This is a genomic window from Variovorax sp. DAIF25, from assembly GCF_050711835.1.
Taxonomy (GTDB): Bacteria; Pseudomonadota; Gammaproteobacteria; order Burkholderiales; family Burkholderiaceae_C; genus Variovorax.
The window spans coordinates 5,626,151-5,638,712 of record NZ_CP136636.1 but is presented as its reverse complement, the minus strand read 5'-3'; the positions used below and the strand labels follow the sequence as shown (position 1 = coordinate 5,638,712).

The window sequence follows — 12,562 nt, the reverse complement described above, 5'->3', positions numbered from 1 at the left end:
TTCGGTTTCTCTTCGATGCGTTGCTTGTGTGCGGGTCAGCTGCCGGCCAGGGCGCGGGTCACGACCTCGTGGGTGTCCTTGCTCAGGTCGGGCTTGGCGGCCACGCGCGCGATGGCTTCGCGCGCGGCGCTGCGGTAGGGCTCGGCGAGCTTGCTCCAGCGGTCGAGGGCGCGCGCGAGGCGGGCGGCCACCTGGGGGTTGAGGGCGTCGAGCTCGATGACGCGCTCGCTCCAGAACACGTAGCCGGCGGCGTCGGGGCGGTGGAAGGCACCGGGGTTGGCGCTGCAGTAGCTGAAGATGACGCTGCGCGCGCGGTTGGGGTTCTTCAGCGAGAAGTCGGGGTGCTTCATGAGCTGCTTCACCAGCGGCAGGATGTCGCCGCCGCGGTCGCTGGCGCCGGCCTGCAGCGAGAACCACTTGTCGATGACCAGGGCCTCGTTCTTGAACAGGGCATGGAAGCGCGCGAGCGCCTGCGCGGCCAGGGTGTGGCCCGAGGAGACGAGGGCGTTGAGCGCGTTGAAGCGGTCGGTCATGTTGCCCGCGTCCTTGAAGCGCTGCAGGGTCTTGCCGGGCCAGACGGTGTCGCCCGAGGAGCGCGCGGCCAGGCACAGGAAGTTGAGCGCCATGCCGGCCAGGGCGCGGCGGCCCGAGCTCAGCGGATCGGGGCTGTAGGCGCCGGTGTCGTGATGCGCTTCGTAGGCCTGTTGCCAGTCGCTGAAGAGGGCGGTGGCGAGCTGGGCGCGCATGGCTTCGCGCACGAGGTGCACGCGCTGCGGATCGACCACGTCGAGCTGCTCGGCGATGTAGGTTTCCGACGGCAGGGTGAGCACCAGCTCCTTGAAGGCCGGGTCGAGCTGCGGATGGCGCAGCACGCTGCGCATGGCCTCGAGGTAGGCCTCGCCGAGCACCGGGGTGGTGTCGGTGGCCAGGGCGGCGATGCCCTGCAGCGCGGCGCGCAGGCCCAGGCGCTGGCCGGCTTCCCAGCGGTTGAAGGGATCGGGGTCGTTGGCCAGCAGGGTCAGCAGCTGGGCGTCGCTGTACTCGAAGTCGAGGATCACCGGCGCGCTGAAGCCGCGCAGGATCGAGGGCACGGGCTCGGCGTCGAGGTTGGTGAAGGTGAACTGCTCGCCGGCGCGCGACAGCACCAGGGTACGGGTGCCGGCGCTGCCTTCGGCCTCGCCCTCGAGCTGCACGGGCAGCTCGCGGCCGCTGGCGTCGAGCAGGCCGAGGTTGAGCGGAATGACGAACGGGTCTTTGCTGGGCTGGCCCGGGGTGGGGGGGCAGCTCTGCAGCACGCTCAGGGTGTAGCTGCGGTTGGCGCTGTCGTACACGCCGCTGGCCTTCAGGCGCGGGGTGCCGGCCTGGCTGTACCAGCGCTTGAACTGGGGCAGCAGGCGCGCGAGTTCGGAGTCGGGGTTGGCATCGGCGATGGCCTGGGCGAAGTCGTCGCAGGTCACGGCCTGGCCGTCGTGGCGCTCGAAGTAGAGGGTGATGCCCTTCTCGAAGCCCTTGCGGCCCACCAGGGTCTGCATCATGCGCACGACCTCGGCACCCTTCTCGTAGATGGTGACGGTGTAGAAGTTGCTGATCTCGATGTAGCTGTCGGGCCGCACCGGGTGGGCCATGGGGCCGGCGTCTTCGGGGAACTGGGCGGTGCGCAGCACGCGCACGTCCTCGATGCGCTTGACGGCGCGCGCGGAGGCGTCGGCGCACAGGTCCTGGCTGAACTCCTGGTCGCGGAAGACGGTGAGGCCTTCCTTCAGCGAGAGCTGGAACCAGTCGCGGCAGGTCACGCGGTCGCCCGACCAGTTGTGGAAGTACTCGTGGCCGACCACGCTCTCGATGTTGCTGTAGTCGGCGTCGGTGGCGGTGGCCTGGTTGGCCAGAACGTACTTCGTGTTGAAGATGTTCAGGCCCTTGTTCTCCATGGCGCCCATGTTGAAGTCGCTGGTGGCCACGATCATGAAGCGGTCGAGGTCCAGCGGCAGGCCGAAGCGGGCCTCGTCCCACAGCACCGAGTTGATCAGCGAGTTCATCGCATGCTCGGTCTTGTCGAGGTCGCCGGCGCGCACGTACACCTGCAGCAGGTGTTCCTTGCCGCTGCGCGCCTTGATGCGCTGCTCGCGCGCCACCAGCTTGCCCGCGACCAGCGCGAACAGGTAGCTGGGCTTCTTGAAGGGGTCGACCCACTTGGCGAAGTGGCGGCCCTCGGGCAGGTCGCCGTGCTCGACCAGGTTGCCGTTCGACAGCAGCACCGGGTAGGCGGCCTTGGCGGCGCGCAGGGTGACGGTGTACATCGCCATCACGTCGGGCCGGTCGAGGAAGTAGGTGATGCGGCGGAAGCCCTCGGCCTCGCACTGCGTGAAGAAGGTGTCCTCGCTCACGAACAGGCCCATCAGCTTGGTGTTCTTGATGGGGCAGCAGGTGGTGAAGAGCTCGAGCTCGAACGAGCCTTCTTCCGCCGCGGGCAGGCCGTCGAGCACGAGCTGGTCGCCTTCCATGCGGAACGAGGCGCCCTGGCCGTTGACCAGCACGCGCGCGAGGTTGAGCTCGTCGCCGTCCAGGCGCAGCGGCTGCGCCGGCACGTCGGGGTTGCGGCGCAGGCGCATGCGGTTGAGCACGCGGGTCTTGGCCGGGTCGAGGTCGAAGGTGAGGTCGACGGTGTCGATCCAGAAGGCCGGCGGTGCGTAGTCTTCGCGGCGGATGGCGTTCGGTGCGGCTTGGGCACCGCTGAAATCAGGCAGCAACGGCATCGAGGGTCTCCAGAAAATTCGAATGGGCGAGTTCGTTGTAGTCGCGCACGGCGGCGATCACGTGGGGGCCGGCGAGTTCGGTGGCGCTGTGGGTGCTGCACACGGCCACGGCGCGCATGCCGCCACGGCGCGCGGCCTCGATGCCGAAGGGAGCGTCCTCGAACACGATGCAGCGTTCGGGCGCCACGCCGATGCGGCGCGCGGCCTCGAGAAAGATGGCGGGCGTGGGCTTGCCGCTGAAGCCTTCGTCGCCGCCGACGATGGCCAGCGGCAGCGGGTCCATCTTCAGGCGCGACATGGCGAACTCGATGTTGTGGCGGTCGCCCGCGGTGCCCACGGCCACCTTCAGGCCGCGCGCGACGGCGGCCCTGGCGAAGGCGGTGAAGCCGGCGACTTCAGTGAAGTTGTCGGTGAACAGGGCGCGGTAGATCTCTTCCTTCTCGTGCACCAGCGCCAGGCACTCGGCGTCGGACAGCTCGCGCTCGAACAGCTCGCGCATGCACTCGGCGCCGGTGCGGCCCGTGGTGCGCGCGAGGATGTCGCTCACGTCGAGCACCAGGCCGTGGCGCGCCACGAACTCGACCCACGAGCGCGCATGCCAGGGCATGGAGTCGATCATGGTGCCGTCCATGTCGAAGATCAGGGCTTCGACCTTGCCGTTGAGGTTCATGCGGGGCTGCGCGGGTGGTTGCGGTGGTGACGAAAAGGAAGAGGCAGGATCAGACGCCCTGCTTGAGCGAGGCTTCGATGAACACGTCGAGGTCGCCGTCGAGCACCTTCTGGGTGGCCGAGATCTCGACGTTGGTGCGCAGGTCCTTGATGCGACTGTTGTCCAGCACGTAGCTGCGGATCTGGTGGCCCCAGCCCACGTCGGTCTTGCTGTCCTCGAGCTTCTGCTGCTCTTCCTGGCGCTTGCGCATCTCGTGGTCGTACAGGCGCGAACGCAGGCGCTTCCACGCCACGTCGCGGTTGCTGTGCTGGCTGCGGCCGTCCTGGCACTGCACCACGATGCCGGTCGGGATGTGCGTGAGGCGCACGGCCGAGTCGGTCTTGTTGATGTGCTGGCCGCCCGCGCCGCTGGCACGGAAGGTGTCGGTGCGCACGTCCGCCGGGTTGATCTCGATCTCGATGGAGTCGTCGATCTCGGGGTAGACGAAGATGCTCGCGAAGCTGGTGTGGCGCCCGCCCGAGGAGTCGAACGGCGACTTGCGCACGAGGCGGTGCACGCCGGTCTCGGTGCGCAGCAGGCCGAAGGCGTAGTCGCCCTCGACCTTGATGGTCGCGCTCTTGATGCCGGCGGTGTCGCCCGGGGTCTCGTCCTCGAGCTGGATCTTGAAGCCCTTGCGCTCGGCGTACTTGGTGTACTGGCGCAGCAGCATGCTGGCCCAGTCGCAGGCCTCGGTGCCGCCGGCGCCGGCCTGAATGTCGACGAAGGCGTTCAGCGGGTCGGCCGGGTTGTTGAACATCCGGCGGAACTCGAGCTGCTTGATGTCGGCTTCGAGCGTCGCGGCGTCATCGGCGATGGCCTGCAGGCCGTCGACGTCGCCTTCTTCCTTCGACATCTCGTAGAGCTCGGTGTTGTCCGACAGGCCGCTGGTGAGGCGGTCGAGCGTGACGACGACGTCGTCGAGCGACTTCTTTTCCTTGCCCAGTTCCTGGGCCTTCTTGGGGTCGTTCCAGACGTTGGGATCTTCGAGCGATGCGTTGACCGTCCTCAGACGTTCGGCTTTGGCATCGTAGTCAAAGATACCTCCGGAGATCCACCGTCCGCACGCTCAGGTCCGCAAGCGTTGCGCCGATCTGGTTGATTTGTTCTGCGTCCATGGGGTGGTCCTGACTGTGTGGGTTGGCGAGGGGAGGAGGGGCGTGCCCTCCAGGGAACCCGCCATTTTCTCACGGGTGGCGGATGACCCCATGGGGAGTGTCATTCCAGCAGGAAGTCGACGTTGATCGTGGCAGTGACGCTGATCTGGCCCACCGACAGCTCGCCCTCCCCGCCGTCGCCCTGGCCGCCCGTGTTCGGGGCCGACTGCACCACGTTCTGCTGCATCAGGTTCTGGCCGCCGCGGTAGCTGCCGCTCCAGCCGCCCCAGCGCCAGCCGCTGTCCTCGCTGATGCGCACGGCCCGGCCGCGCTTCACGCCGAGCTGGGCGGTCAGCGCGTCGGCCTTCTCGCGCGCGGCGGTCACGGCCAGCTCGCGGGCCCGGTCGCGGTGCTTGCGCAGGTCGGAATTGCGGAACTCGATGTTCTCGACCTGGTTGACGCCGACGGCGAACAGGTCGGTCAGCAGCGGTTCGAAGCTCTCGAGCCTGGTGATCTTGATGCCGATGCTCTTGCGGGCGCGGTAGGCCACGGGCGTGATGCGGCTGACGTCGGTGTCGAAATCGGGCTCGACCTGGATGTAGTTGAGCTGCACGCTCTTCTCGGGCACGCCGTGGCGCTTGATCACCGCGAGGGCCTTCGCGATGCGCTCGCTGTTGTCGCGCGTGGTGGCCTGCAGGGTCTTGTCGCGGCTTTCGACGCCGAGGGTCAGGAACACCTCGTCGGGCGCCACGCGCACGGCGGCGGTGCCGGTCACGCTGATCTGGCCGGGCGTGGCGCCGGTGTCCGCCGAAGTCGTGGTCGCGGCGCCGAGCAGCGCGAGCGCCGCCAGGCCGGCGGCAAGGCCGTGTCGAGAGAGCATGGTGCGGATCCTCCAGGAATTGTTGTCGAGGCCTGGAAGATACCCGCCCGCCACGGGCCGCCCGCCACGAAAAAGCCCCCTGGGCGCGGGCGCGCAGGGGGCCTGGGGGCAAGAAGAAGCGGGCGGATCAGAAGGCCGGCACCAGCGCGCCCTTGAACTGGGTCTCGATGAAGCTCTTGACCTCGGGCGACTGGTAGGCCGCCACCAGGCGCTTGGCCCAGGGCTTGTCCTTGTCGGCGCGGCGCACGGCGATCAGGTTGGCGTAGGGGCCCTTGGGCGATTCCTTGATGACGGCGTCCTTGTTGAACGAGAGGCCGGCTTTCTCGGCGTAGTCGTTGTTGATCGAGGCGATCGTGAGGTCGTCGAGCGAGCGCGGCAGTTGCGCGGCGTCCAGCGGCACCAGCTTGAGCTTCTTGGGGTTGGTCACCACGTCGAGCGGGGTGGCGGTGTTGTTCTTCACGGCCTCGGGCTTGAGCGTGATCAGGCCGGCCTGCTGCAGCAGCAACAGCGCGCGGTTGCCGTTCGACGGGTCGTTCTGGATGCCGACCGCGGCGCCCTCGGGCAGCTGGTCGATGCTCTTGAGCTTCTTCGAATAGAAGCCCAGCGGCGCGGTGATGGTCAGGCCCACGGGCACGAGGTCGAAGCCGCGCGCCTTGATCTGGTTGTCGAGGAAGGGCTGGTGCTGGAAGGCATTGGCGTCGAGGTCGCCGGCCGCGAGCGCCGCATTGGGCAGCTGGTAGTCGTTGAAGACCACGACCTGGACCGTGAGGCCGTCCTTGGCGGCGACCTTCTTCACCACCTCGAAGATCTGCTCGGCGTTGCCCACCGAGATGCCGACCTTGACGGTGTTCTTGTTGTCCTGGGCCTGGGCGCCGCCGGCGATGCCGCCGAGGAGGGAAGCCGCCAGGGTGGCGGCAAGGAGGCCGCGGCGGCGAAGGATGCTGTGCATGGTTGGGGTGGCGCTGCGCGCTCGAAAAAGAAAGGCGCGAATGTGGCAGCAGGCGGGCGCGATGGGAACGAACCAATGCGCATATCCATATGGGAGCCCCTGCTCGCTTTATGGTGTATGTGGTTGAACGCCGGCGCTTCTTTATGTGATTTCAGGAATAAGCATCGCCCGATTTGTTCGTTCCCTTTCGAAGCCTTTCTTTTCATACTCGGCACCTTTTTGCGAATCCGTGGCCGATGGTTTTTCCTGGCGGCCGCACGCATCCGTTCCTTGGTTCCCCCAGACATGAGCAACCCATCGTCCGACCCGGCCCGCGGCAGCGCGGAACCGGTCATCCGCCTCCAGTCGGTGCAGAAGTCCTTCGCGCTGCCCAGCGGCGAGGTCTTCGACGCCGTGCAATCGCTGTCGCTCGACATCCAGCAGGGCGACGTGTTCGGCCTGATCGGCAAGAGCGGCGCCGGCAAGTCGACCCTTCTGCGCCTGATCAACCTGCTCGAGAGGCCCGACGCGGGCCGCGTGCTGGTCGGCGGGCGCGACCTCACGACGCTGTCGCGCCGCGAGCTGCGCGACACGCGCCAGAACATCGGCATGATCTTCCAGCAGTTCAACCTGCTGCAGAACGCCACGGTGTTCGACAACGTGGCCTTCCCGCTGAAGATCCACGGCCGCCATTCGCGCGCCGAGATCGATGCCCGCGTGCGCGAATGCCTGGAACTGGTGGGCCTGTCGGAAAAGATCGACACCTACCCGGCCCAGCTCTCGGGCGGCCAGAAGCAGCGCGTGGCGATCGCCCGCGCGCTGGCGCCGCGCCCGCAGGTGCTGTTGTGCGACGAACCTACCTCGGCGCTCGACAGCGAGACCACGCGCTCGCTGCTCGAGACCCTGCGCGACATCAACCAGAAGATCGGCGTGACCATCGTGATCGTGACGCACGAGCTGTCGGTGGTCGAGGTGCTGTGCCGCAACGTGGCGATCCTCGAGAAGGGCCGGCTGGTCGAGCAGTTCGAGGTCGACGCCGCGCCGAGCGAGGCGCGCAAGACCGCGCTGGGCCGCGAGATCGACGAGCTGGTGCGGCGCCGCGAGCGCGATGCACGCGAAGCGCGCGAGGCTGGCGAAGCCGCCTCGGCCAGCGCCCCGGTTGCCACGCAACGCAGCGCGCTGGAGGTGGCCTATGTTTGAGAACATCGCTCCCATCCTTCCCGAGCTCTGGGTCGCGACCGGCCAGACCTTCATGATGCTGGCCATCGGCCTGTCGGCCGCGGTGCTGATCGGCGGGCCGCTGGGCATCCTGCTGTTCCTGCTCGGCCCGGGCCAGTCGCTCGCCAACCGGCCCGCGTTCCTGATCCTGAACTGGCTCGTGAACACGGTGCGCTCCTTCCCCTTCATCATCCTGCTGGTGGCGCTGGTGCCGTTCACGCGCATCATCGCGGGCACCTCGATCGGGCCGCTGGCCGCGGCGGTGCCGCTGTCCTTCGCGGCCATTCCCTATTTCGCGCGGCTGGTCGACCAGTGCCTGCGCGAGGTGCCGCGCGGCGTGATCGAGGCGGCCCATGCGATGGGCGCCTCGGAACTGCAGATCGTCTGGCGCGTGCTGGTGGTCGAGGCCCGCTCGGGCCTGGTGCTGGCGCTCACGGTGCTCGCGGTCAGCTTCCTCTCCTACTCGGCGATCGCCGGCGTGGTGGGCGGCGGCGGCATCGGCGACCTGGCCATCCGCTACGGCTACTACCGCTTCCAGACCGACGTGATGGTGCTCACCGTGGCGCTGCTCGTGGTGCTGGTACAGATCCTGCAATTCGTCGGCAACACCGCGGCGCGCAGGCTCGACAAGCGTTGATTCGTTTCTTCTCCCGTTCCCTTTTCTCTTTCTTTCCTGCAAAGCCTTCCGTCATGACCACCGCACTGCTGCGCCGTTCCGTCCTCGCCCTGTCCCTCGCCGCGCTGTCGCTCGGCGGCCTCTCGCTGCCGGCGCAGGCGCAGGACGCCAAGAAGAACCTCACGATCGGCGGCACCGCCGGCTCGAACATCGACCAGCTCAAGCAAGGCATCGTGCCGATCCTCGAGAAGAAGGGCTACAAGGTGAAGCTGGTCGAATTCAACGACTACGTGCAGCCCAACCTGGCGCTGGCCCAGGGTTCGCTCGACGCCAACTTCTTCCAGCACCAGGTCTACCTGAAGAAATTCGCGGCCGACCAGAAGCTGGACCTGGCCGAACTGGTGCAGGGCCCGATCGCGCCGCTGGGCGTGTACTCGACCAAGCGCAAGACGCTGGCTGAGCTCAAGGAAGGCGACCGCGTGACCTTGCCGAACGACCCGAGCAACCTGGCGCGCGCGCTGGTGCTGCTGGAGCAGAACAAGCTGATCACGATCAAGCAGGGCGTCGATCCGCTGCGCGCTTCCGAGAAGGACGTGGCCGACAACCCCAAGAAGCTGAAGTTCATTCCGCTCGAGGCCGCACAATTGCCGCGCTCGCTCGGCGACACCGAGTACGCGATCATCAACGGCAACTTCGCGATCTCCTCGGGCCTGAAGCTCACCGAAGCGGTGGTGCTCGAGAAGACGCCCGACTACTACCTGAATGTCGTGGCCGTGAAGACCGCGGACAAGAACACCGCCTGGGCCAAGGACCTCGTGGAGGCCTACCACTCGAAGGAGTTCAAGACGGTGGTCGACACGAAGTTCCAGGGCTACGCGAAGCCCAGCTTCCTGCAATAAACCAACTACTTTCCTGAGAGGGACCTTCCCATGCCCGTGCTGGCCGTGTTCGATGCGCAAGCGAGCTGGAGCGACACCCATGTGTGCGACGGCTGGATCACCGACCGGCTGGCCGCGCAGGGCGTGCGATGGGGGCGCGAGGACGCCCCCGCGCCGCTCGCGGGCGAGGAGGTTCGCGTGCTCGGGCAGGCCGGCTTGTTCTACGTGCCCGAGGGCGAGGGCTATCTGGGCCTGCTGCTCGAGGCCGGCGAATGGGTCGCGCTGCCGGTGGGGCGCGCCCGGGTGTTCTTCGACGACGGCGAGGGCGCGGACGATGCACTGCCGCATGCGGCGCTGCCGGGCTTCGAGGCCTTCGTCGAAGAGGTGCTGTCGCTGACGGGGAACGACGCCGACGAGGGCTGAGGTTCGCCGCCGCCACTTCTCCGGTGGCGTTTTCCTTCTTCTTTCTAAGCCGCCAGGCGCTGCGCCGTCCGTCCTTCGGGCCGCGCCAGCCCGAGGTGATCGCGCAGGGTGCGCCCCTCGTACTCGGTACGGAACAGGCCGCGCTTCTGCAGGATCGGCACCACCCCGTCGACGAAATGCTCGAGCCCGTGCGGCAGCGCATCGGGCATGAGGTTGAAGCCGTCGGCCGCGCCGCCCTTGAACCAGTGCTCGATGTCGTCGGCGATCTGCTCGGGCGTGCCCACGATCACGCGGTGGCCGCCGCCGCCCGCGAGTTCGCGGATCAGCTGGCGCACCGTGTAGCCATGGGTGCGGCCGGCCGCCACCACCGCATTGAAGAAGGTGTGGTTGCCGTTGCCATTGCCGGGCAGCGGCAGGTTCTCGGGCAGGCGCTCGTCGAGCTTCAGGCGATCGGGCGTGATGCCCAGCGTGCCCGCGATGCGCGTGAGGCTGTAGTCCCACGGGATCAGGTCGACCAGCTCGTCGCGGCGGCGCAGCGCCTCGGCCTCGGTGCCGCCGACGATGGTGGTGAGGCCCGCGAGCACCTTCACCGCGTCGGGGCCGCGGCCCAGTTCGGCCGCGCGGGTCTTGAGGGCGCGCGCATAGGCCAGCGATTCCTCGAAGGACTGCGAGGCCGAGAACACGGCCTCGGCATGGCGCGAGGCCAGCTCGCGCCCGTCGGCCGAGGCGCCGGCCTGCACCAGCACCGGATGGCCCTGCGGCGCGCGCGGCAGGTTCAGCGGGCCCTGCACCGCGAAGTGCTCGCCGCGGTGCGCGATGGCGTGCACCTTGGTGGCGTCGACGAAGCTGCCCGTGGCCTTGTCGCCGACGAAGGCGCCGTCTTCCCAGCTGTCCCACAACGCCTTCACGATGTCGGCGAACTCCGAGGCGCGCGCGTAGCGCTTCGCATGGTCGGGCGTGGCCTCGAGGCCGAAGTTGCGCGCCGAGGGCAGGTCGGCCGTGGTCACCATGTTCCAGCCCGCGCGGCCGTTGCTCACGTGGTCGAGCGTGGAGAAGCGGCGCGCGATGTTGTAGGGCTCGTTGTAGCTGGTCGAGGCGGTCGCGATCAGCCCGATGTGGGTGGTGGCCGCGGCCACGCAGGCCAGCAGGATGGTGGGCTCGAGCGCGGTGATCGGGCGGAAGTGGATCTGGTCGACGATGGCCGCGTTGTCGGCCAGGAAAATCGCATCGAGCTTGCCCGCTTCCGCGATCTGCGCGGTGCGGATGTAGTGCCGGATGTCGGCGAAGGCCCAGGGGTCGGCCTCGGGCAGGCGCCAGGCCGAGGGCACGAAGCCCGAGTGCAGGATGTTGACGTTCAGGTGCAGCCGCCGGGGAGGCGCGCTGCGGGTGGCGGAGCCGCTCATCGGGCGATCACTTCGAGAAGTAGTCGGGCAGCCGGTAGCCGGCCCACACGGGATTGGCGAGGAAGACGCGCTGGAACTCGGGCGACTGGTAGGCGGTGGCGATGTCCTTCGCGAACTTCGCGTTCTCGTTGCCGCGCTTGACCGCCACCACGTTGACGTAGGGCAGGGTCATGTCCTCGAGCTTGAGCGCTTCGGTGAGCTTGAGGCCCGAGGCGACGGCGAAGTTGCCCTGCACGGCCGCCAGGTCGGCATCGGCCAGCGAGCGCGGTGCCTGGGCGGCATCGAGCGGCACCAGCTTCAGGCGCTTGGGATTGCTCGCGATGTCGCGCTCGGACACGCTCAGCGGGTTCACGCCGGTCTTGAGCTGCACCCAGCCGATGGCCGCGAGGATGTTGAGCGCGCGCGCCGCGTTCACCGGGTCGGCCGGCAGCGTGACGGTGGCGCCGTCGGGCACGCTGGCGAGCGACTTGTGGCGCTGCGAATAGAGGCCCATCGGCGGCGTCGGCACGTGGACGATCGGCACCAGGTCGAAGTTCTGCTGCTGGTTGGTGGCGTTGAGGTAGAGCGTGTGCTGGAAGATGTTGGCGTCGATCTGGCCGCGCTCGACCGCGTCGTTGGGCTGTACGCCCTGGCTGAACTCGACGTACTTGACGGTGTAGCCGAGCTTGGCGAGCTGGGGCTCGATGCCCTTGGTGAAGGCGTCGCGGTACGGGCCCGGCATGAAGCCGACGCGCAGGTCGGCGGCCTGGGCCGCGCTGGCGAGGCCTAGCGCAAGGGCGAGGCCGCCGGCCAGGGCCAGGCGGCGGGAAAGGGCGAGAGGGCGCATGAGAGAGGGGCTCCAGAACTGAACCGGGCACTCTAGGAGTCGCTGCCGCGCGCGCGAACGAATATTCGTAAGCTTGCATATGCGGGCAACGGCCATAGGATGAGTGGCATGACCCAACACATCGGAATCGTGGGCTGCTCCGCCGAAGGCGCGGCCCTTTGCTACAAGACCATCTGCGTGGAGGGCGCCGCGCTGCTCGGGCCCCATGCGCACCCGGAGGTGTCGATGCACACGCCCTCGCTCGCGGACTACGTGCGCTGCCTCGATGCGGGCGACGTGGCCGGCGTGGGCGAGCTGATGCTCGCTTCGGCGCGCAAGCTGCAGGCCGCGGGTGCCGACTTCCTGATCTGCCCCGACAACACGATCCACCAGGCCTTCGAGTACGTGGCGCCGCGTTCGCCGCTGCCCTGGCTGCACATCGCCGAGGTGGCGGCCGACGAGGCCGTGCGGCGCGGCTTCCGGCGCATCGGCATCACGGGCACGCGCTGGCTGGTCGACAGCGAGGTCTATCCGTCCAGGCTCGCGGCGCGCGGCCTCGAGTACCGCCGGCCGAACGCGCAGGAGCGCGACGAGACCGGGCGCGTGATCATGGACGAGCTGGTCAACGGCATCTTCAGCCCCGAGGGCGTGGCGAGCTTCCAGCGCGTGATCGAGCGCATGAAGGTAGAGGAGGGCTGCGACGCGGTGGTGCTGGGCTGCACCGAGATCCCGCTGATCATCGGCGATGCGAACTCTGCGCTGCCGACGCTCGATTCGACGCGGCTGCTGGCGCGCGCGGCGCTGCGGCGGGCGGTGAATCGCGAGGGCTGATTGCCCACTACCGTTCGGCCTGAG

At 68.2% G+C, this 12,562-nt stretch carries 12 protein-coding genes; 5 read left to right on the top strand and 7 right to left on the bottom strand.

Translation table 11 applies throughout. The features are described from left to right. Positions 1 to 35 precede the first annotated feature (35 nt). From pepN to R0232_RS25995, 5 genes are all read right to left on the bottom strand, one after another. Positions 36 to 2,753: an aminopeptidase N gene (gene pepN, locus R0232_RS26015; RefSeq protein ID WP_296777733.1), complete on the bottom strand. Its 2,718-nt coding sequence runs from the start codon at positions 2,751 to 2,753 to the stop codon at positions 36 to 38. After that, positions 2,737 to 3,423, bottom strand: coding sequence for an HAD family hydrolase (locus tag R0232_RS26010; protein ID WP_093340252.1), 687 nt, complete (start codon positions 3,421 to 3,423; stop codon positions 2,737 to 2,739). The genes pepN and R0232_RS26010 overlap by 17 nt, the downstream gene beginning before the upstream one ends. Positions 3,424 to 3,472: 49 nt before the next feature. Continuing rightward, positions 3,473 to 4,577 (bottom strand): peptide chain release factor 2 gene (gene prfB / locus R0232_RS26005; RefSeq protein WP_143129059.1). Its coding sequence is split into 2 segments (ribosomal slippage): positions 3,473 to 4,495 and positions 4,497 to 4,577, totalling 1,104 coding nucleotides; the frame shifts between segments, so codons are not numbered across the junction. 100 nt (positions 4,578 to 4,677) lie between these two features. Continuing rightward, positions 4,678 to 5,436: an SIMPL domain-containing protein gene (locus R0232_RS26000; RefSeq protein WP_431509951.1), complete on the bottom strand. Its 759-nt coding sequence runs from the start codon at positions 5,434 to 5,436 to the stop codon at positions 4,678 to 4,680. A 127-nt stretch (positions 5,437 to 5,563) separates the two neighbouring features. Continuing rightward, positions 5,564 to 6,385 carry a MetQ/NlpA family ABC transporter substrate-binding protein gene (locus R0232_RS25995; protein WP_208508280.1) on the bottom strand — a complete coding sequence of 274 codons (822 nt, stop codon included), beginning with the start codon at positions 6,383 to 6,385 and terminating at the stop codon, positions 5,564 to 5,566. Between the two features lie 285 nt (positions 6,386 to 6,670). Here R0232_RS25995 and R0232_RS25990 point away from each other — a divergent pair, with 285 nt between their 5' ends. Genes R0232_RS25990 through R0232_RS25975 form a run of 4 tightly spaced genes read left to right on the top strand, consistent with a single transcriptional unit; the run spans position 6,671 to position 9,499 of the window. Then, complete coding sequence (locus tag R0232_RS25990) at positions 6,671 to 7,564, top strand: methionine ABC transporter ATP-binding protein (protein WP_093340249.1); 894 nt, start codon at positions 6,671 to 6,673, stop codon at positions 7,562 to 7,564. After that, positions 7,557 to 8,219 (top strand): methionine ABC transporter permease, encoded by a 663-nt coding sequence (locus R0232_RS25985; protein ID WP_093340247.1) that lies wholly within the window; start codon positions 7,557 to 7,559, stop codon positions 8,217 to 8,219. Before R0232_RS25990 ends, R0232_RS25985 begins: the two co-directional genes overlap by 8 nt. Positions 8,220 to 8,272: 53 nt before the next feature. Continuing rightward, the gene (locus tag R0232_RS25980) at positions 8,273 to 9,097 is read left to right on the top strand and encodes a MetQ/NlpA family ABC transporter substrate-binding protein (RefSeq protein WP_431509950.1); all 825 of its coding nucleotides are present in this window, start codon (positions 8,273 to 8,275) and stop codon (positions 9,095 to 9,097) included. 30 nt (positions 9,098 to 9,127) lie between these two features. Then, positions 9,128 to 9,499 (top strand): hypothetical protein, encoded by a 372-nt coding sequence (locus R0232_RS25975; RefSeq protein ID WP_057594907.1) that lies wholly within the window; start codon positions 9,128 to 9,130, stop codon positions 9,497 to 9,499. A gap of 44 nt (positions 9,500 to 9,543) precedes the next feature. On the opposite strand, the gene R0232_RS25970 is transcribed toward R0232_RS25975, so the two are convergent. Both R0232_RS25970 and R0232_RS25965 read right to left on the bottom strand, forming a co-directional pair. Continuing rightward, a complete protein-coding gene (locus R0232_RS25970) occupies positions 9,544 to 10,902 on the bottom strand; it encodes an LLM class flavin-dependent oxidoreductase (protein ID WP_431509949.1) in 1,359 nt (452 codons plus the stop codon). Positions 10,903 to 10,909: 7 nt separating this feature from the next. After that, positions 10,910 to 11,728, bottom strand: a complete 819-nt coding sequence (locus R0232_RS25965; protein WP_431509948.1) for a MetQ/NlpA family ABC transporter substrate-binding protein — start codon at positions 11,726 to 11,728, stop codon at positions 10,910 to 10,912. A 108-nt stretch (positions 11,729 to 11,836) separates the two neighbouring features. Between R0232_RS25965 and R0232_RS25960 the strand changes: the two genes are divergently transcribed. Next, positions 11,837 to 12,538, top strand: a complete 702-nt coding sequence (locus R0232_RS25960) for an aspartate/glutamate racemase family protein (RefSeq protein ID WP_431509947.1) — start codon at positions 11,837 to 11,839, stop codon at positions 12,536 to 12,538. Positions 12,539 to 12,562: the final 24 nt, after the last annotated feature.

Excerpts from the sequence above, each read along its gene's own strand:
- R0232_RS26000 (WP_431509951.1), bottom strand. The coding sequence starts at position 5,436 with ATGCTCTCTCGACACGGCCTTGCCGCCGGCCTGGCGGCGCTCGCGCTG.
- R0232_RS25960 (WP_431509947.1), top strand. The coding sequence starts at position 11,837 with ATGACCCAACACATCGGAATCGTGGGCTGCTCCGCCGAAGGCGCGGCC.
- R0232_RS25970 (WP_431509949.1), bottom strand. The coding sequence starts at position 10,902 with ATGAGCGGCTCCGCCACCCGCAGCGCGCCTCCCCGGCGGCTGCACCTG.
- pepN (WP_296777733.1), bottom strand. The coding sequence starts at position 2,753 with ATGCCGTTGCTGCCTGATTTCAGCGGTGCCCAAGCCGCACCGAACGCC.
- R0232_RS25995 (WP_208508280.1), bottom strand. The coding sequence starts at position 6,385 with ATGCACAGCATCCTTCGCCGCCGCGGCCTCCTTGCCGCCACCCTGGCG.
- R0232_RS26010 (WP_093340252.1), bottom strand. The coding sequence starts at position 3,423 with ATGAACCTCAACGGCAAGGTCGAAGCCCTGATCTTCGACATGGACGGC.
- R0232_RS25965 (WP_431509948.1), bottom strand. The coding sequence starts at position 11,728 with ATGCGCCCTCTCGCCCTTTCCCGCCGCCTGGCCCTGGCCGGCGGCCTC.
- R0232_RS25985 (WP_093340247.1), top strand. The coding sequence starts at position 7,557 with ATGTTTGAGAACATCGCTCCCATCCTTCCCGAGCTCTGGGTCGCGACC.
- R0232_RS25975 (WP_057594907.1), top strand. The coding sequence starts at position 9,128 with ATGCCCGTGCTGGCCGTGTTCGATGCGCAAGCGAGCTGGAGCGACACC.
- R0232_RS25990 (WP_093340249.1), top strand. The coding sequence starts at position 6,671 with ATGAGCAACCCATCGTCCGACCCGGCCCGCGGCAGCGCGGAACCGGTC.
- R0232_RS25980 (WP_431509950.1), top strand. The coding sequence starts at position 8,273 with ATGACCACCGCACTGCTGCGCCGTTCCGTCCTCGCCCTGTCCCTCGCC.